Annotated in this window: 17 protein-coding genes; 7 read left to right on the top strand and 10 right to left on the bottom strand. The window is 43.1% G+C overall.

Annotated elements, in window-relative coordinates:
• Positions 1-4: 4 nt before the first annotated feature.
• Complete coding sequence (locus ACHUFM_RS15245) at positions 5-454, bottom strand: DUF2798 domain-containing protein (protein WP_394183238.1); 450 nt, start codon at positions 452-454, stop codon at positions 5-7.
• A 177-nt stretch (positions 455-631) separates the two neighbouring features.
• On the opposite strand from ACHUFM_RS15245, the gene ACHUFM_RS15250 reads away from it, so the two are divergent.
• Entirely contained in the window at positions 632-1018 is a 387-nt protein-coding gene (locus ACHUFM_RS15250) for a MarR family winged helix-turn-helix transcriptional regulator (protein ID WP_394183239.1), read from the top strand.
• On the opposite strand, the gene ACHUFM_RS15255 is transcribed toward ACHUFM_RS15250, so the two are convergent.
• Complete coding sequence (locus ACHUFM_RS15255; RefSeq protein ID WP_394183240.1) at positions 1015-1653, bottom strand: HD domain-containing protein; 639 nt, start codon at positions 1651-1653, stop codon at positions 1015-1017. The genes ACHUFM_RS15250 and ACHUFM_RS15255 overlap by 4 nt on opposite strands.
• A gap of 145 nt (positions 1654-1798) precedes the next feature.
• The gene (locus ACHUFM_RS15260) at positions 1799-2410 is read right to left on the bottom strand and encodes an OmpW family outer membrane protein (RefSeq protein ID WP_394183241.1); all 612 of its coding nucleotides are present in this window, start codon (positions 2408-2410) and stop codon (positions 1799-1801) included.
• Positions 2411-2746: 336 nt separating this feature from the next.
• Between ACHUFM_RS15260 and ACHUFM_RS15265 the strand changes: the two genes are divergently transcribed.
• On the top strand, positions 2747-3634 hold the full coding sequence (locus tag ACHUFM_RS15265; protein WP_394183242.1) for a carboxylate/amino acid/amine transporter: 888 nt from the start codon (positions 2747-2749) through the stop codon (positions 3632-3634).
• Between the two features lie 67 nt (positions 3635-3701).
• Here ACHUFM_RS15265 and ACHUFM_RS15270 read toward each other — a convergent pair whose 3' ends face one another.
• The gene (locus ACHUFM_RS15270) at positions 3702-4421 is read right to left on the bottom strand and encodes a YccT family protein (RefSeq protein WP_394183243.1); all 720 of its coding nucleotides are present in this window, start codon (positions 4419-4421) and stop codon (positions 3702-3704) included.
• Between the two features lie 304 nt (positions 4422-4725).
• On the opposite strand from ACHUFM_RS15270, the gene ACHUFM_RS15275 reads away from it, so the two are divergent.
• On the top strand, positions 4726-5706 hold the full coding sequence (locus tag ACHUFM_RS15275; RefSeq protein WP_394183244.1) for a GGDEF domain-containing protein: 981 nt from the start codon (positions 4726-4728) through the stop codon (positions 5704-5706).
• A gap of 53 nt (positions 5707-5759) precedes the next feature.
• Here ACHUFM_RS15275 and ACHUFM_RS15280 read toward each other — a convergent pair whose 3' ends face one another.
• The 4 genes from ACHUFM_RS15280 to ACHUFM_RS15295 form a co-directional block, all read right to left on the bottom strand.
• On the bottom strand, positions 5760-7565 hold the full coding sequence (locus tag ACHUFM_RS15280) for an ATP-binding protein (protein ID WP_394183245.1): 1806 nt from the start codon (positions 7563-7565) through the stop codon (positions 5760-5762).
• 284 nt (positions 7566-7849) lie between these two features.
• Complete coding sequence (locus ACHUFM_RS15285) at positions 7850-9265, bottom strand: esterase-like activity of phytase family protein (RefSeq protein ID WP_394183246.1); 1416 nt, start codon at positions 9263-9265, stop codon at positions 7850-7852.
• Between the two features lie 164 nt (positions 9266-9429).
• On the bottom strand, positions 9430-11034 hold the full coding sequence (locus tag ACHUFM_RS15290) for an isocitrate lyase (RefSeq protein ID WP_394183247.1): 1605 nt from the start codon (positions 11032-11034) through the stop codon (positions 9430-9432).
• A 50-nt stretch (positions 11035-11084) separates the two neighbouring features.
• Positions 11085-13256 carry a malate synthase G gene (locus ACHUFM_RS15295; protein ID WP_394183248.1) on the bottom strand — a complete coding sequence of 724 codons (2172 nt, stop codon included), beginning with the start codon at positions 13254-13256 and terminating at the stop codon, positions 11085-11087.
• Positions 13257-13401: 145 nt separating this feature from the next.
• Between ACHUFM_RS15295 and ACHUFM_RS15300 the strand changes: the two genes are divergently transcribed.
• Positions 13402-14928: a DUF3612 domain-containing protein gene (locus ACHUFM_RS15300; protein WP_394183249.1), complete on the top strand. Its 1527-nt coding sequence runs from the start codon at positions 13402-13404 to the stop codon at positions 14926-14928.
• Between the two features lie 183 nt (positions 14929-15111).
• Positions 15112-16332 (top strand): ribose-phosphate diphosphokinase, encoded by a 1221-nt coding sequence (locus ACHUFM_RS15305; protein ID WP_113873608.1) that lies wholly within the window; start codon positions 15112-15114, stop codon positions 16330-16332.
• A 58-nt stretch (positions 16333-16390) separates the two neighbouring features.
• On the opposite strand, the gene ACHUFM_RS15310 is transcribed toward ACHUFM_RS15305, so the two are convergent.
• Together ACHUFM_RS15310 and ACHUFM_RS15315 are read right to left on the bottom strand one after the other, a co-directional pair.
• The gene (locus tag ACHUFM_RS15310) at positions 16391-16969 is read right to left on the bottom strand and encodes a hypothetical protein (RefSeq protein ID WP_394183250.1); all 579 of its coding nucleotides are present in this window, start codon (positions 16967-16969) and stop codon (positions 16391-16393) included.
• Between the two features lie 141 nt (positions 16970-17110).
• Positions 17111-17467, bottom strand: a complete 357-nt coding sequence (locus ACHUFM_RS15315; RefSeq protein WP_394183251.1) for a DoxX family protein — start codon at positions 17465-17467, stop codon at positions 17111-17113.
• Between the two features lie 100 nt (positions 17468-17567).
• On the opposite strand from ACHUFM_RS15315, the gene ACHUFM_RS15320 reads away from it, so the two are divergent.
• Positions 17568-18443 (top strand): LysR family transcriptional regulator, encoded by an 876-nt coding sequence (locus ACHUFM_RS15320; protein ID WP_394183252.1) that lies wholly within the window; start codon positions 17568-17570, stop codon positions 18441-18443.
• Positions 18444-18766: 323 nt separating this feature from the next.
• Positions 18767-19348: a HupE/UreJ family protein gene (locus tag ACHUFM_RS15325; protein WP_394183253.1), complete on the top strand. Its 582-nt coding sequence runs from the start codon at positions 18767-18769 to the stop codon at positions 19346-19348.
• The last annotated feature ends 110 nt before the right edge of the window (positions 19349-19458 follow it).

Raw genomic sequence — 19458 nt, forward strand, 5'->3', positions numbered from 1 at the left:
TGTCTCAGGCTTTGGCCAAAAAAGCCGTCAAGCGACGTTTAATTACCAAGGACATCAAAATAGAGAAAACAATCCCCATAGGCAATGCGGCTAGGAAAGTCGTCCCCCATTGCTTAATAAAAACTTCTATTGCCAACCAACCGTGCAAATTGATTGTTGTAACAACCGCCATAATGGATTCCATAATCAGCGCCATAATCAAACCGAATACAAGATCTTGTTTCAGCTTAGATAAGTTAGGCAAAGTACCATCCACCAAATGATGTACCAAATAGGAAATCACACCACCAATTGGCGCAATGCACAACACGCACAAAGCAAAGGTTGATAACCAAGAAATCATAAAGCCATCACCAAAACCCAGATTACGCCAGGTCATGACAAAAGTAAGTGTGCCCCCTATAACCGTAACTAAACTGGCAATGATGGCAATTTTTTGAAGCATTTTTGACATAAGTATTCTCTCAGGGAAATTTTAGTTGTTTACTCGGAAAAAGTGGTTGATAATGTCAATTATTACATCAACAAGTTGACCTTGTCAACCATATTGGAACACTTAACGTCTATGTCCCATCTCGAATCTCAGTTACAACAAATGTTTATGCAGACCATAAGAGGTCTACAAAGGTCCATGAAGCAAACGATGAAGCTTCAACAACTTTCATTAACGCCCTTATCTTTCCTGATGCTGAAAACAATCCATGACACAGCGGAATGTACAGCTCACTCAATTGCGGAGATTACCAACAAAGATAAAGGGCAAATCACCCGTTTACTAAAAGAAGTGATTGATCAGGGACTGATTGAAAAGCACCCAAACCCAAAAGATAAACGCAGTCAAATATTAACCCTTACAGAACAAGGAAAATCGGCTTTTAAAACGCTTCAGCGAGCAGATTATGCGGCATTAAATGCCTTAAAAGCGGGTTTAACGGATGAAGAGTTGAATCATTTTTTAACCATAGGTCAAAAAATGATTCACAATATTAATGAATTTAATGCCAAAAGAGAGGGCTAGATTTCCTGTTTCAACTGAGTCAAAAATTGACGCATGAAGTTCTCACGTCGTTTCCCTTCACGACGAGCTGCTGCGGTCTTTAATGAATCGGTAATATTGAAAAGTTTCACATAGAAATGATCAATCGAATAGTGTTTGTCGTCTAAAGGTCGAGACTCACAAAAAGGGTCATCGATATGATACAAAGCGCGATTGAGTGCGCCACTGACCTGCATACAACGAGCGACTCCAATCGCGCCCAGAGCATCCAAACGGTCCGCGTCCTGAACAATCTCAGCTTCAATGGTTTTTGGCGTTATTTGCGCACTAAAACTGTGGGCACAAATACTATGATGAATTGCCTCTAAAAAGCATTCTGGATAATCAATTAAACGCAGAAAAGTCACCGCTTTATCTGCCGCCATACGTGATGCGAAAGCACGCTGGGGGTGATTCTTAGGCAATGACACACAATCGTGTAACCAAGCCGCAGGCACCACAACATCAAGCTTCGCATCTTCTTCAATGGCTAACTGCTTAGCCACTTTTACCACCCGGAAAATGTGGTTAAGGTCGTGAGCAACATCCGCCGTTTCCTGCGCCTGTAAAAAAGCCCTAAACCTTTGCTCAAACGACACCAACGCTTCTACTATCATATTGATCACTCAAACCATAAACTGGCGCACATTATGGATTAGTATAAAGCGAAAATAAAAGCCCTTAGCCATATCGCTAAGGGCTTTTTAATCAAACATGTCTGGATCAATCTAAAAGCTTAAATTGAAACCAGCTTTTCCACTATTAAAAAGTGTAACCAACACTGGCCATAAACGTGATCGGATCAATATCCGCATCAATTGTGCCAACTGCCGTCTCCACATCGGTATTAATGTCCATATACCAGAGCGAAGCGTTAGCGAACCAATTGTCAGCGAACGTCACGTCAACGCCAACTTGAGCCGCTAAACCGAAAGAGTTATCTAAGCTCACATCCGTACCAGCTAAAGCCCCCTCGCCCTCTTCGTCAAAAAAGATCGTGTAGTTCAAACCAGCACCGACATAAGGACGAACCTGACTGTTTGCTTCACCAAAATAATATTGCGCCATGAAAGAAGGTGGTAAATGAGAGACTTCAGCCACTTTACCAAGATCACGAGTCGACACATCATGAGTAAAGGGGGTTGCTGCAAGCACTTCCAAACCAAATTTATCCGACAACATATAAGTTAGCGTCACCCCCACTTGGGTATCATTATTCAACTCCAGTTCACCGCTGCCCGCCACGTCGTCACTGCTTTCATTTGGCATCACTGTCGCTAGACCACCACGAACAAACCAGTCACCTGCATCGTGTGCTAAAGCAAACGATGAACACAAAGCAGAGGCTAAAACCAATGGATAGATCGCTTTCATAATTAACTCCTTTTTATTGAACATAGTGTTTTGGTAGAACAAAGTGTTAGCCACTAAACTACTCGCTCAAAAAAAGAAAAAATTAATCTAGATCAAGGTTCTCACCTACAAAAGAAGATCATGATAAGCAATAAGCCTTTACGTCAAACAAAGCTCAGTTACCACAAAGAATTCACAATAAGATAATATTCACGAAAGCAACCAAACACTGACCAGCAACATGGACATGCCCCCAAAAAAAATTAGTAAACTTTTATAATTGAAAAAGTAAACTGCTTTCCCTCCTAAGTAGAAGCCAGTAAACTTATCGACAAATTCATTAACGGAATCTAAGTCATGCCTATACTTCTCGCCGTGACCCTATTATGGGCCTTTTCCTTTAGCTTGATTGGTGTTTATCTTGCCGGACAAGTCGATGCTTGGTTTTCAGTCCTGATGCGGGTTTCATTAGCCACATTGGTATTTTTGCCATTTTTGAAACTGCGCCAGATTGAAGCCAAAATAGCTTTACTGTTGATGATTTGTGGGGCATTACAACTTGGTATCATGTACGGTTTTTACTACCAATCTTTTCTCTACTTATCCGTGCCTGAAGTTCTGCTTTTTACTGTCATGACGCCGTTGTATGTCACGCTATTGAACGACATTCTAGACCGTCGACTTAATGTAGGATTTGCGGTGAGTGCCTTATTGGCGATATTGGGAGCGGTTGCCATTCGTTATCAAGGCGTCGACGATGGCTTCATTAAAGGTTTGTTAATTGTACAAGGAGCTAATCTTTGCTTTGCCGCTGGGCAAGTTGGCTATAAACGTGTGATAGAGAAACAGCGCCCTGATTTGCCTCAAAGAACCGTTTTCGGTTGGTTTTTCATTGGTGCGTTGGCCGTGGTCATTCCATGTTATTTGACCATGGGTAACCCAGATAAACTACCAACCACTACCCTACAATGGGCCATTTTGACGTATCTTGGTATTGTCGCTTCTGGACTCGGGTACTTTGCTTGGAATAAAGGGGCAACCTTAGTCAACATTGGGACGCTGGCTGTCGCCAACAACTTATTGATCCCAGCTGGCATCATAGTCAATGTCCTGTTCTGGAATCGTGATGCCGATATTATGCGCCTAACTATTGGTGGCGGCATCATACTCTTGGCACTTTGGGTGAATGATAAGTTTAATCAAAAAATTGCCGCCCGAGCTAATCTCGTTAACGAGACTCACTAGATAATAGAAGGGTGCCAATACGGCATGACAACGTCATCTGTATTGGCTCTCTTTAATGCTTCTTCTGCTATTCGTTCACCAACCAAATCTGAAACGCTTTCTTGGCATCATCATCCGCCTTGTTGTACCACAACGTCATCATGTCTAATTGTATATTTGAAACCTTCGCTTGGTATTGAGCATCTGCAATCCAAATACGCATGGCTTTTCGTGTTGCCGGATCAGATTTGTTGTACCAAAATTTCATCATCTCTAGAGCTGGATCCGTCTCCATACGTGAAGGGGCCGCGCTTGGGCCATTAGAATCCTCAACAGTACGATTATTGAGTTGCTTTACTTCAGCCAGATAATCACGCAGATTTTGCAACCCCGCTTTTTCTTTCAACACCCGCTTTTGATAACTCACCTCTCGACCACTGGCTTCATCATGTAATGTAAATGTTGGAGCCGCAGCGTACTCTTCGGCTTGTCGAGAAGTTGATATATAAGGCGCTTTAAGTTGTAAGTAAGCTCCTTTAGTGACTTCTACATCCATCACAATGGGCTCGGATTGAAACACTTCTGAATCGTCACCAGTGCGTACAATTTTATTAAAGCGCAACACGATTTGATGTTGTCCTGGCGTTAACGACACTTCAAAATCATTACCAAACTGTTTTGAAGCCTGTTGATCCACGTACATGATTTCAAACCATCTCGGCACTTCTAACGTTTCACCGTATACCGACAAGCTAGTAAAAGTCGACAAGACAAGACTTAGACAGGTTAACCATTTATTCTTCAGCATTTTCATTCCTTAGCGCTTTAATTTGCCATAACGCTACCACAATCTAGTAACAGGACTCTGTTTGCCTCAATAAAGTCTCTGAAAATTCGATTTTTAGCCTAATTTCATGCAATATAATGCCTTTCATACGCCTCTTTTCTTGCTAATACTGAGCATCATAAAAATGTGTTAACAAATCACCTAAAGACACACATTTTCAGTTAGGTATGATGAGGAATCCTATTAGCCTCCCAGACTTAAGCACCCTATGTCAGACGTAAGCCAAACACAGTTAAATCACAAACTTACCCTGAGAATTATCGAAATGGCTTTCGTCACCCTGCTGTTTTCGTTGATTGCCCGTCCGATCATTGCAGAATTACACCCATATTACTTATGGTTGGGCATCTTTGATCTGATCATTACCGGCAGCTTATATGTTTTGGTGCGATCGAATAAATGCCCTAAATGGCACATTTCCCTATCACTTATTTCTGCTCTAATCATTATGTTGCCCATGTTATTCATATCCGGGGGCGTGAACAGTCAAGTCGCCTTCTTTTTGCCGTTATACCCCATAGTGGGCGCTTTAATAGGAGGACGAGTTGAATCACTCTTAATGAGTCTGTTTTTAATCGTGACCATTCTATTCGCAACGATTTTTAGTCACACCATAATCAATGTTTCAGGTGAGTATTATGACGCCAATACTTCTTATCTGAGAGGGTTTTGGTTAATCCTCGCGATTATGTTCAGCGCCATGTTTGGACAGTTTTTTCTCAACCGCTACACTGAATTAACAAAGAAACTAAAAGCCGAAAACTTACAAGACCCTTTAACAGAGCTACTTAATAGACGAGGATTGAACTTACACTTTGCACAAGAATTAGAACAGGCAAAGGAAAAAAACTCCCCCTTTTGTTTGATGCTGATTGACATTGATTACTTCAAAAAAATTAATGATCAATATGGACACGATGTAGGCGACACTTGCCTTATCGAGGTCGCGGAACGACTAAATAAAGGTATTCAAGTACATCATTACTTAGCACGTTTTGGCGGCGAAGAGTTCATTATCGTGTTACCCAATACGCCTCTATCAGAAGCCGAAACCATTGCTGAGCAATTAAGACACATCATTGCTAAAGGCCGCTTTAGCTCTTTTCAAATCCCTTTAACCATTACTCTAGGCATCGCCACACTGCATGGGGGAAGAGACAACGCATTAAAAATTATTAAACGGGCCGATAAAGCACTTTATCGAGGCAAGGAAAAAGGTCGTAATTGCGTTGAACTAGAATCCTAAGCAGTGCATCAAGAAAACATAGCGGAGGCGTAGATAAAATGCCTCAAATTGGATTAATCCGTTCGTCCCACACGCACACTATTAATCACGCGCTCAAGGTCTTCGAATAAAAACGGTTTACTTAGAAAAGCATTCATTCCTGACTGCAAACATTTACGTTTGATGTCTTCTTCAATGTGCGCCGTCAAGGCGACGATCGGTGTTTCTGATAATTGCTGTTCTGCTTCAATCTGGCGAATTGCACGAGTAGCGGAAAAACCGTCCATTTCGGGCATATTGCAATCCATAAAAATCACATCATAAACTTGCGACTGCTGAAACCGCTCTTTGGCAATCAAACCATTTTCCGCCACCTCAACACGACACCCTAATTTCAGTAGAAATTGCTCACAGACAATTTGATTCACTTTATTGTCTTCGACCAATAAAACACGTAATGATTGAGTAAGATCAGGGACGCTTGCCAAGCTCTGAGGAACAGATTTCACTTCCTTATTGGGCGTTTTTTCTACCTTATCGAAGGGCAAAGTGACCGTAAACACAGTGCCAATCCCAAGCTCACTCTGCAAAGATATTGTTCCACCTAATAATTCCACTATGCGCTGAGTGATACTCAAACCGAGGCCGGTTCCTCGAACGTCTGGATTAAATTGATTCACCTGATAAAACTGCTCAAAAATTTGTTGCTGATCCTCTGACGCAATACCAATCCCCGTGTCTTTAACCGCAAAAGACACTATGCACTCATTAGCGTCCTCACTTGATTTATCGCCAGACACTTGAATGGCTACCTCTCCTTGATGGGTAAATTTAAACGCATTACCGACCAAATTATAAAGAATTTGATGAAGACGATGAGGATCCCCCAAAACAGACTCAGGAACATTTTGAACATCACAATAAAGCTTAATCCCCTTCTTTTCAGACTGTGTTGAAAGCAGTTGAACCACATCATTCACCACATCCTGTAGATTAAAAGATGTTTTTTGCAAGGTCAGCTGTTGAGCGTGAATTTTGGAGTAATCTAAAATATTGTTGATGATATGCATTAAGGTGCTTCCAGCATTGTTTATAACCGTCACTTGCTGACGTTGCTGGTCGCTCAATTCTCCCATAGAAAGCAGTTGTGCCATCCCTAATACGCCGTTCAAAGGGGTACGTATTTCATGAGTCATAGCGGCTAAGAAATCTGCTTTGGCTTGGCCTGCTGCCTCTGCAGCTTCTTTCGCAGCCGCCAACTCTTCTGCCTGTTCTGACAACTTCAAATTATCATTCAATGCTTGCCAGTAAGTGACATTCAGCTGCTTCCCTGTCAGGTAAATAAAGAAGCCATATCCAACAATTAACCCCATGACAATCCAATTACCAGGTCCCTCCAAAAAAGCCGCCGCAGCAAACGCAAAAGGTAAGCCTATCAGCAAACAATAGTTACGGAGCATCTTATAAGATAAGGCCAATATGGTCACACCACCAATACTGATCCCCGCAGCCGACATCACATTCACAGTGACCGAGATATCAATCAATGGGTTAACGTAAAACAACCATGCAGAACCACTGGTCCAAACAAGCGCTGAAACATTGTAAACGAAGGAGTAACGAGCAAAGTATCGCGATACAGAAAGTGTCTTACTGGAAAAAACCTTGTGGTAAAGATAAAAACGCCCTAACTGCAACAGCACAAAACAAACCGAAAAAGCGCCTATTACCACTAAATACTCACGGGCCGTTGCAGAACTGAATACCGAGGCCCAAAATGCCAACAAATAAAATAAACCGCCGAATCGGGAGCGTCGAGCTAAATCCTTTAGACTAATCTCACTAACTTGTTTATCACCAAGGGTGTAGCGTGAATTCATTAAGGCCTTTCTCAAATATTTTGAGGGTAAATGCTGTTTTTGAAGCAGTCTGAGCTAATGCTGTAACCATAACATCGAAAAAAGACCAGAGTACATAATCTAAACAAGATAAAACAATCCTCTACAGCTTCCTTCTGATTATTAACATTAAGTGCTTATACTGATGATTAGGATTAAAACAGTACAAATCTAATCACTAAACAACGATTCTCAAGCCATGGCAAAGGGCATAAAAAAAGAGCGCAAACGCGCTCTTTTTACTGGCATTCTGATTTACACCTGTTTTACTCAAGCAGTAACTCTGCATTGATAATATACAGTTGATTCGAATCAACTGTATTGCCATTCAAATATTTTTGTTCGAGCTTCCCTTTCGTTGACCAAGTGGCAAAATCATCGTCATTAAGCACACCTAAATGATGATGATCAATGATCCACAAGCCTTCCATTTTATCATGTGGGTAAGCCACTTCTTTAACCATATCCACCACCAGCGTTTTACTCACAGGTTTAATGCCTTCTGCCGCTAGAGCGGCCCAACCTCGTTGCTGAGCATATTGTTCTAAGGTCAAGCCATCGATCAACAGGCCATGGCTTTCATCTCGCGTCACCGAATTTGACAAAGCCACACTGGATAACGGGGTTGCTGAACTTAAATCGATACGATATACCTGCTTTTGAGCCTTTGGATTGGCTTTTTTAGGGCCGCCTAGCAAAAAACTACCATCCCGTTCAATGACTAAAAATTGAGTCTGAGTCAACGCGGCAATTTCTGAATTGGAATTTTCATTTTTTTCCTGACGATACAAGTATTGCTCTGTCTTACCTGTCTGTAGATTCACCGTCACAATACGTGTTAGGTCGCCCTTTTGAGCCGATTTATCAGGGTTACGCATGGTTGATTGCATAATGCCAACTAGTGTTTGCTCATCTGGGGTGATTGCTAACCCTTCCATGCCTCGGTTGGCGCGACGATGCTGGAAGACAGCGGGGAGATTAAAGGTGTTACGGGAATCCATCTTAAATGCATTAATACGGCCGATTTCAACACCATTAGCATCATAGTGAACCATATGTGGTCCATACTCATCGCTGACCCAGAAAGTACCGTCTTTTAATGCGACCAAACCTTCTCCATCTAACCCATAATCATCCAATTTAATTGGGTTCGTTTGGGCGTTATAGGGTTTTGAATCGTCCATTAAGACTGGCAGTCCATTCGCGTGGTAAGGCGTTTCACCTGTACCACCAAGCGCAGAAGTATTTGGTAAACCTGAAATCAATTGACCGTCAGGACGCTTTAATAAAATACTTTTTAGCTGAGTAATTTGAGCGCCTTCAGATACCTCAAATAAGCCAATACGTGGCGTATAATCGGCCACAGGGAAAGTTTTCCCTTTGCCATAATCCCCTGAGTAATTTGCATTCGGACCACGATCTGTCAGCGCATAAAACTGATGACGAATACTTGGATGAGCTGTCATAGCCGAACCAAAACCACCATTACGAACCTCAAAGGGCTGGTTGGTTTTCCCATCCAACAGATCGGCTCTTAACACCTCATAAGACAAAGACACACCTTGTTTCGGAAAATCTTCCGCGAACTCAGTAGACCCCGAAGTTGATGAACTGGAATGACTCATACAACCACTTAAAACAAGAGTAGAAATCAAACTAATCAACCACACTTTACTTATCATCACTCGCCCCATTGTGTATTTTTTAATCGTCAAAACAGCATAAGAGAGCGTGATGACGCTTTCATGACATGGCTTAATCTAAAACGCTGGGACTCGTCATCATAAAAAAGGACCTAGCGGGGAACGGCTAGGCCCTTTGGGTTGACATAATGTTTCTTGGGGAATTAAATCGCCGCGAATTGATTCATGGTGTTATCTTTACCAGACGCTTTCAAGGCGTTATCGCCAGAGAAATACTCTTTATGGTCATCACCAATATTAGAACCCGACATGTCTTGGTGTTTCACACAGGCTAGACCCTCACGAATTTCTTTACGTTGTACTTCTTTTACGTAGCCCAACATACCCTGCTCACCAAAGTAATCTTTTGCCAGATTATCGGTAGACAATGCCGCAGTATGGTAAGTAGGTAAGGTAATCAAATGATGGAAAATCCCAGCTTGAGCCGCAGCATCGCGCTGGAAGTTACGAATACGCTCGTCCGCTTCATCAGACAAGGCGGTACCATCGTACTCTTGTGACATCAAACGATCACGTTCATATCCACTGGTATCTTTACCCGCGTCTTGCCAAGCATCAAATACTTGCTGACGGAAATTTAAGGTCCAGTTAAAAGATGGGCTGTTGTTGTACACCAACTTCGCATTTGGCACCGCCTCACGAATACGGTTTACCAGCTCAGCAATTTGACCAATGTGTGGTTTCTCCGTTTCGATCCACAATAGGTCTGCGCCGTGTTGCAAGGAAGTAATGCAATCCAACACCACTCGATCCGCTCCGGTATCAGGCTTGAAGCGCACCAGACCATTCGCCAGACGAGTGGGTTTAATGCAGGTATCTCCTTGCTTCAATAGCATATCGCCAGATTGCATTTGCTCTAAAGAGGTCACTTCTTCACCATCAATGAAGGCACTGTATTGCTCCGCCAAATCACCAGCCGATTGCGATACAGGAATTTTCTGCGTTAGGCCTGCGCCCAGTGAGTCAGTACGAGCGACAATCACACCGTCATCCACTCCCAACTCTAGGAAGGCATAACGCACAGCATTGATCTTCGCGAGAAAGTCTTCATGAGGCACGGTAACTTTACCGTCTTGGTGACCACATTGTTTCGCGTCAGATACCTGGTTTTCAATCTGAATACAGCAAGCACCAGCTTCAATCATTTTCTTTGCCAACAAGTACGTCGCTTCTTCGTTACCAAAACCTGCGTCAATGTCTGCAATGATTGGCACCACATGGGTTTCAAAGTTATCGATACTTTCCTGTGCTGCTTGTTCACGTACTTGATCACCGGCCAGACGAGCGTCATCAAGCTCTTTAAATAAATGCTGCATTTCACGGGCATCGGCTTGTTTTAAAAAGGTATACAGCTCTTCGATTAAAGCCGGTACTGAGGTTTTTTCATGCATAGACTGATCTGGCAGAGGACCAAACTCAGAACGCATGGCAGCAACCATCCAGCCTGAAAGGTATAAGTAGCGACTACGAGTGGTGCCAAAATGTTTCTTAATCGAAATCATTTTTTGTTGGCCAATAAAACCATGCCAGCATCCCAAAGACTGGGTGTAGTTAGCTTGGTCTTGATCGTAACTTGCCATGTCCTCACGCATGATCTTGGCCGTGTATTTCGCAATATCCAAGCCCGTATTAAAACGGTTTTGTAACTGCATACGAGCGACGTATTCTGGGTTCATACTCGCCCAAGTCATACCTTGCTGACCAATGAGTTGACTCGCTTGTTGCATTTTATTTTTATAAGTTTGCATAGTATTTCTCGCTCTTTATGGTGTTAAATTGGGTTATGTATTTGTGACATTCACGCTTGTTTTACTTTTATTCGATAGGCGTGAAGCAAAGGCTCTGTGTAGCCATTGGCTTGAATCACGCCTTTGAATATCAAATCTTGCGCGGCCTTAAAGGCCTGACTGTTTGCGCCTTGCTCAGACATAGGACGATAGCCAGGTGTTGCTTGGTTTTGCTCATCCACAACCCTAGCCATACGTTGCATCGACTCTTCAATTTGTGCCTTGCTACAGATGCCGTGCAGCAGCCAATTTGCTAGGTGTTGGCTGGAAATGCGTAAGGTCGCTCTGTCTTCCATCAATCCAACATTGTTAATATCAGGCACTTTGGAACAGCCCACACCGTCTTCCACCCAGCGCACAACGTAGCCCAACAAGCCTTGAATGTTGTTGTCTACTTCTCGTTCAATGACATGCTCAGACAGGGTTAAGTTGTCGGGAATCAATGGCACAGTAAGTAAGTCTTTAAGACTGGCTGGGGCACGTTGTTTTAGTCTTTCGTGACGAGCAAACACATCGATTTGGTGATAATGCAAAGCGTGCAAAGTGGCTGCGGTAGGTGACGGTACCCAAGCCGTATTCGCACCGGATTTCGGATGCGTCACTTTGGCTTCCATCATGGCGGCCATTTCATCAGGCATGGCCCACATGCCCTTACCAATTTGCGCTCGACCAGGTAAACCACATGCCAAGCCAATCTCTACATTGCGATTTTCATAAGCTTGTATCCAAGCCTGAGATTTGATTTGTTCTTTCGGTAAAAAAGCCCCCGCCTGCATACTGGTATGAATCTCATCACCGGTTCTGTCTAGGAAGCCTGTATTGATAAACACCACCCTTTCTTTAGCAGCACGAATGCATTCTTTGAGATTCAAGGTAGTGCGGCGCTCTTCATCCATGATGCCGATTTTCAAAGTGTTTCTGGCTAAGCCCAGCATGTCTTCAACACGAGCAAACAACTCACAACTAAAGGCCACTTCTTCAGGGCCATGCATTTTCGGTTTTACAATATAGATACTGCCAGTACGACTGTTGCGTAGCCCTTCGGTTTTCTTCAAATCCACAGCGGCAATCAAAGACGTTACCACCGCATCCACAATGCCTTCTGGCACAAAGTTACCCAAGCCATCTTGCATGAGATCGCATTCCATTAAATGACCGACGTTGCGAATCAAGAGCAATGAACGGCCGTGTAATCGATACGCTTGCCCATCCAGATCGGTAAAAAATTTATCTGGATTCATGCGGCGCGTTTGCATTTCACCGTCTTTTTTGAAGCTGGCCTCTAACGTACCTTGCATTAAGCCAAGCCAATTACGGTACACCTCAATTTTGTCTTCTGTGTCCACCGCAGCGACGGAATCTTCGCAGTCGATAATGGTACTCAGAGCCGACTCAACCAAAATGTCGTTGATATTGGCCTTATCTTTCACGCCATTGGCACCATTACGGTCAAACTGGATTTCTACATGCAAGCCATTGTTGCGTAATAAGATGGCTTCAGGCTCACTGCGCTGACCATTGACCGCCACCAGCTGACAAGCTTGCTTCAAGCCAGATTGGCTGCCATCCTCAAAGAAAGCCAACAAATGATGGTAGTAAACGACATAACTGGACACATCTTGGTGAGAGCCATTTTCCAATGGAAACACCTCATCCAAAAATGCTTTGGCCTTGGCAATGACAGCCTCTCCGCGTGTTGGGTTATAGCCTTTATTCGTTTCCAGACCATTGTTTTTGGCGATCACATCTGTGCCGTAAAAGGCATCGTATAAACTGCCCCAACGGGCATTAGCGGCATTCAAAGCGAAACGCGCATTCTTCACCGGCACAACCAATTGCGGCCCTGCTAGCTTGGCAATTTCATCGTCTACATTAGTGGTCGTAATGGTGAAATCCTCACCTTCCTCAACCAAGTAGCCAATTTCCCTTAGAAACGCTTCGTATTCGTTGATGTCCATTGGTTGACCCTTGCGAGCCATGTGCCAGTCATCAATTTGCTGTTGTAAGCAGTCACGTTTTGCCAAAAGTTGGCGATTAATAGGAGACAGATCTTCAATCAATTGCGAAAAGTCTTGCCAAAATTGATTGGCATCCATCTTATGTAATGGCAATACTTCTTCGTTGATGAAGCGGCTAAAGTCGGGCTGTATCAAACTATTATTTTTGGGTTGCGGCATAGTCATGTTGGTTACCTTTATTCTTATCTTCATCAAGCCACATTTAATCAATGTGGTTTCACAAATGCCTAATCACTTGCTTGATTTATAGTCTATGCCGGACTAACCTAAAATTTCACAATAAGAATTACACAGTGTAAATTTTACAAAAATGAAAAATAAAAATAGTTTAAATCGCAAAGCCCATTTTCTTGGCACAAAAATCCGCAACCTGAGGAAGCGTAATCGTTTGACCATGGAAGACTTGTCTTCACGTTGCATCAAACTTGACCCTGAATCCGCGCCATCCGTTTCGTATTTGTCGATGATTGAAAGAGGCAAACGAGTACCAAGTGAAGACGTCCTAGAGGTCATTGCAGAAGTTTTTCAGAAAACCGTCAGTTGGTTTCTGGACGACATTCCGGAAGAAGATGCCATCACCCCCTCAAAAGGATCGGGGGGTGGTATAAGTGGCATGGCCCTCGAACCCAATTTCTTGTTTTCAAATGAAATTTTACAAATCGCCATCCCTGAAATGCTGTCTCAAACAGGCACCAGCGGTCGTCAATTCGCCCACCTACTCATTCGAGCACACCAAGAACACCACCAAAATCACTTTCCTGATTTAGAAAGAGCCGCTGAAGGAGTTGGGCTAAAACGCTTACCTCTGAGCATTGATGAATTAATCGCCATTACGAAACAAATGGGTATGCAAATTAAATGGTTTCGTAAAACGCCCCTTTCCGTACTGCAAAGTATGGGGATAGATGAACACCATGTGGTTACCTCATTTTTCGATCCACCAAGCACCATTTACATCAACCAAATTATGAAAAACCAGACTCAACGTCTGAAGTACAATTTGGCGGTGCACATAGGGCATGCGGTTTTACACGATAAAGATGGTATGAAAAACGTCTTAGTGACTGGTCGCAATGAAATTTCACCGTTACAAGATAAAAATGCCAAGATACAAACCTCTGGCATGGATGCACAAGACATCCTATTAGCGTGGCGTGACTTTGAGTGCAGCTTTTTTGCCGGCGCGTTATTGTGCCCTAAAGTTCCCTTTAGACAGTTATTAGATCGCAATGGTTATGAAATCAATACAGCGAAACTGGCCGGTGTTTCAGAGTCCGTTGCTATGCGTCGTATGACCGCCGCTTCACCCTATCCTCACTGGCATTATTTTGATGCTTATGCCCCCGGTAAACTCAAAGCCGTCTATCGTGGCAATGGTATTCCCTTGCCTTGGGGAAACATGAGTCTAGTGGAAGATCCCTGTCAACATTGGGCGGTATTTCGCATGATAAATGAGTCCTTTACCGGCACCTCAGCACAGATATCCATTCTAAACGTCGGAGATGAAGCGCGGATCTATGCTTGTGAATCCGTCAAGGTGGAAGATCTGGCAGGCAAAAGCCATGTTCTTTGTTCAGGTATTGACCTTAATCCAGCCATTGCCGCGCAAGGAAAAGATGCACTGAGCATTGCCAATGATCTCAAACAAGCCTGTGTTGCAAACAGTGGCTCATCACAAATCCCCAAGAGCATCAAAAAAGACTTGTTGAGTGTGGCTCGTATTCTCAATATCAATTGGGTTGAACGAGGTATCGATAATGATGCAAGGTTGATCTGCTCACGTGGTTCCGTCTGCCCAAGGTCACCAAGTTGTTACCAGCACTGTCAACAAAGCTGATCATTCAACCTTTCAACCCTATTCTCATCTGGCCTGTTCATTTCGCCAGATGAGAAGCAATTCGATAAGCAAACCCACATCTTTGTGAAAAATGGAATTTATCCATCATTTGCCCTATCGAAACGCGCCAACAAGTATTAAAATTGGCGCAAATTTCCCCTACCCCTTAGTTAAGGATCTTTCATGACTTTGTCGACCAGTCAGTCAACTAATGTCGTAATTGTTAGTAACTCATCTGACAATCCATTTGCTATTGATATTGCCTATGCCATGGGCCAATTTGATGACATTGCTGACCTCATCAGTATGAAACAGTTCATGAACTCAGAGTTCTGTCCTCGCTTCATTTCAGACGAGCAAGACTTTCAAAACATTGGCCAAAAGTTAAACGGTAAATCCGTGGTGATTGTCAGTACTGGCAGCCACATCAAAAGCCGTCAAGAACTGGCCATGGCGAATATGATCATTGCCAGAGCAGCGAAAGAAAATGGAGCCGAACGCGTCATTCTGGTGGAGCCTGACTTATTCTACAGTGCTCAAGATCGTGGTCCGAGCAAAGACTTAGGGGAGACCAGCTTCGAACGTGACATCCAAGACATTAAAAAATTCGACGGCCAACCCTTCACTGCCAAACTATATGCTCAGCTATTGAAGCTTTCCGGTGTTGATACAGTGATGACGATTCACAATCACTCCGATTCTGTACAGAAAATCTTTAATGAAGTTTTTGCTGGCGACTTCCATAACCTGATCCCTTATGAAATCTACGCTCACTATTTATTAAACTCAGACATTCTACATTACGGTAAAGACGGCGAAGGCCTCGTGCTTTGTGCGCCAGATAAAGGCGCTCGTGATTTCGTCAAAGAGATGTTTAATCGCCTTGGTCTAAGCAAAGCCAAATTCATCATGTTAGATAAAGAACGTACTGCCGAGCGTAAGGTTGAAATTACCCTACACAAAGAAAGTGAACACACGTTTGACGGCCTCGATGGTGCCAGCATCATTCTGTTTGACGATATGGTTCGTACCGGTTCTACCGTTGTGAAATCCTGCCAATTTTTACAACAGATTAATCCGCAACGTATGGTCTTTGCGGTATCTCACTTCTATGCCAGTGATGAAGGTCGCGAGCGCATGGCGCACCCAGCGTTAGGAGAGATTCTGACATTAAACACGCTGCCAACGATTTTGAATCGTGATGAGCAAGGTCGTCTGCGTAAGAAGATGGTGGTCCTTAAAGTTGAGAAGTGGTTAGCTCAAGAATTATGCAACATTCTTGGTCTGCCTGATCATCAGGAAGCCAATCCTTACAAGATCGACATGTCTTCGAAAAACCCTCGCTTCAAACGTAAAATTTGGTTTAGCGAAGAGTTACAAGAACTGCAAGCCAAAGCTAAGTAACAGCAACACATTAAAAAAGGCCGCTACAGCGGCCTTTTTTAATGCTTCATATAAATGGTTAACCACGAAAGGTTAACAACAAGATGTCTCTCATTTTACGCTCGACTTCGAGTCCCGCTTGATCAAAATCCACTTTTTCCACTTTGTACAAGAATGGCTGAACAGCGCGCAGTTTTTTTATCGCTTGAGGATCATCTGCTAGTAAAATGGCCACATAGGAAAAAGCATCATAATAGGTAAACGCCTGCTCTTTTAGAGCATTTAGATAAGAATCAACACTCTCTTCTCCGAACACTTGTTTAATACCAGTAATGGCACCAAATACCGCGACACCTTCACATAAATTGGTACGACTGGCGTTTTTTTCCATTGGCCAAAGACCTTTGACCATTTCCTGTAAAACATCAGCCAACAAAATGACCTGATTGGTGAAGCTGCGCGCCGGAATCTGTATTTTGTACTGATAAGGCGTATTCTCATCAAGAACAGCAACGGGCTTCGCCACCTCTTCACCAATTTCAAAGCCTGAAAAGCGTGCTTCTGGTACCGCTTCCCCAAAAAGAAACTCAACCGCGGGTTGCCAAGCTGTACGAAGTTTTTCTAACTGTTTGATCTGAATAGTTTGGGTATCTGACACGAGCTTATCCTATCTTGAGAAACAGCAAAGCAGAGTAACTCTGCTTTGTATGGATTCATAATAGGCGCCACTTTATCACATGGCGCTCAATGGGTCAGAGGAAATTCCCAGACTTTCAGCGAATAATGAGACAAGTCAAGATTAAACGGGATACCAGATAGCCTGTTTACGACGCAGCGTAACAATGACAAGAGCTAATAATAAAAGGATCAAAGCAGGCACCGCGGATGGCACAGCGTAAGTTAAATGGAAATAAGCCGCACCTAGCAAAATTGGGACCATGCCGGTTGCTGCTAAAGCCGCCCATTTAGGCACCAATAAGCCAATACCAGCCAACAATTCTAAAGCACCAATAAAGTAACCAAACCATTCAGGTAAGCCCATCATTTTAAAACTTTGATGTAGTTCCGGCACACCAGACAATTTAGCCAATCCGGCCAGAATTAAAGGCAAGGCCAATAAAAGGGTTGGTACCCAAATTTTTAATTTCGCTTTCATATTTTTTTCCTCATGGGGATCTGTTTAATAGCGAAATTATCTACCATGCATTAACATAAATAATATTTATTTTTTATTATATACTTCATTAGGTTTTATTATGGTTTCGATTGATCAACTCAAGGTATTGATCGCAGTCGCAGAAAGTCGCTCATTAAGCCAAGCAGCAGAGCGAGTGCACAAAACACAACCGGCGTTAACCACAGCCATTAAACAACTAGAATCACAATTAAACTTGTCTTTATTTAATCGCGATCAATATCGTATGCAACTCAATGCACAAGGTCAGGTAATTTATCAAAAAGCCAAACAAGTGATTGCTGAACACTGTCACTTGCTGGATACCGCCACTTGTTTTGCTAACGGAGAGGAAAGTGTCATCACCTTGGTCATTGAAGCCTCTTTTGAAATAGAGCAAATTTTGCCTGCGTTAGAGCAAGTTCAGCAAGCATTCGCTTCGACTCAAATCGTGCTTAGCCAAGAGTATCTCTCTGGACCAATTGAGCAACTGCAAGAAAGCAAAGTCGACCTCGCCATCTCTCCACTACCGAACCAACTTATGCGCAATAATCAATTAGAATACAAGGTAATTGGACAAGGCTATTTACTCAATGTGGCCGCCGAAAAATTAATTCAGAAATTTGACAATCTCACCAGTGTTAGACAATTAATCGATACCTATCAAGTGGTTGTGAAGGATTCAGGGATGCTGACCAACGGTATAAAAGTCGGTGTTCAAGATGCCCAACGACATTGGTATGTGAATAACTTTGCGACCAAATTATCACTGATTCAATCCGGCATGGGGTGGGGGCGGCTACCTGAACATTTTGTACGGGAAGCACTGGCTAAACAACAATTAAAAGAACTCAAGCTTAGCGATTACGACAGCCGCATTGAGATGCATTATGGCTTAATCAAAATAGCCAACAAACCATTAGGACCAGTGGCCTCAGCCATATGGAAAGCATTGTAAGGATAAAGTACTGCATTCATGGTTAATTCGATGGCGAAAGATAAAGATCTTTTAACCACCAATCATGTAACGTTTTAACGTACGCTAGCAGCAGTTAATATAAGGAACAACACACTAAATAAGCCCTTATTCTTAAGAAAAAATTATCGTAAAACGCGCTTTTTCTGATCCTATTAAACTGAATAAAACCCAAGTTTTCTTTTGTTTCATTCAATCCATCTTCTCTGTAGCTGTGTTAGAATCATTCTCAGTTCCAGCCGCAAGAGCGGTGGCCTTACTTTGCCATTTCTAATGGTATTCGATGATTTTTAGGAGATGAGATTATGCGTCAAACCGCGCTTAAAATCGTATTGGCTGTAATAGCCACTTTACCCGCTCTTGCTCTTGCTCACCCAGGGCACGAACACACTAATAGCTTTATGACAGGTTTTCTTCATCCACTTGGTGGACTAGATCATTTATTAGCCATGGTCGCTGTTGGTATTTGGGCAGCGACATTAGGAGGGCGAGCGATCTGGGCTGTTCCAGCTGCGTTTGTTGCCACCATGCTAATCGGAGGTGGTCTTGCCGTTGGAGGTATTCAGGTCCCCTTCATTGAACAAGGCATTGTCTTATCCGTTGTGTTCATGGGCGCTCTACTACTCGCTAGTGCTAAATTTTCATTGCTAAGTTGCGCATTAATCGTCGGCTTTTTTGCACTATTCCATGGCGCTGCTCATGGCTTAGAAATGCCTTTAAATGCTAACGGCGCGCTTTATGCTGTAGGATTTGCTAGCGCTACTATGCTACTGCATACGGTTGGTATTGCGTTTGGTGCCGTTGTCGCAAGCATTCAGGCACCTATCATCAATCGCATTACTGGTAGCGTCATTGCCCTCGCTGGTATGGTTCTCGCTTTCGCTTAACCACGCTTTATTTGTATCCCAAAAAGCCGGCCATTGAACTGACCCCCAATAGTTGGACATTCCAATTACTGGGGGTCTTTTTATGTCCAAATATCACAGAGCATTTAAAC

The sequence above is a fragment of the Marinomonas posidonica genome, assembly GCF_043643765.1.
Taxonomy (GTDB): domain Bacteria; phylum Pseudomonadota; class Gammaproteobacteria; order Pseudomonadales; family Marinomonadaceae; genus Marinomonas; species Marinomonas posidonica_A.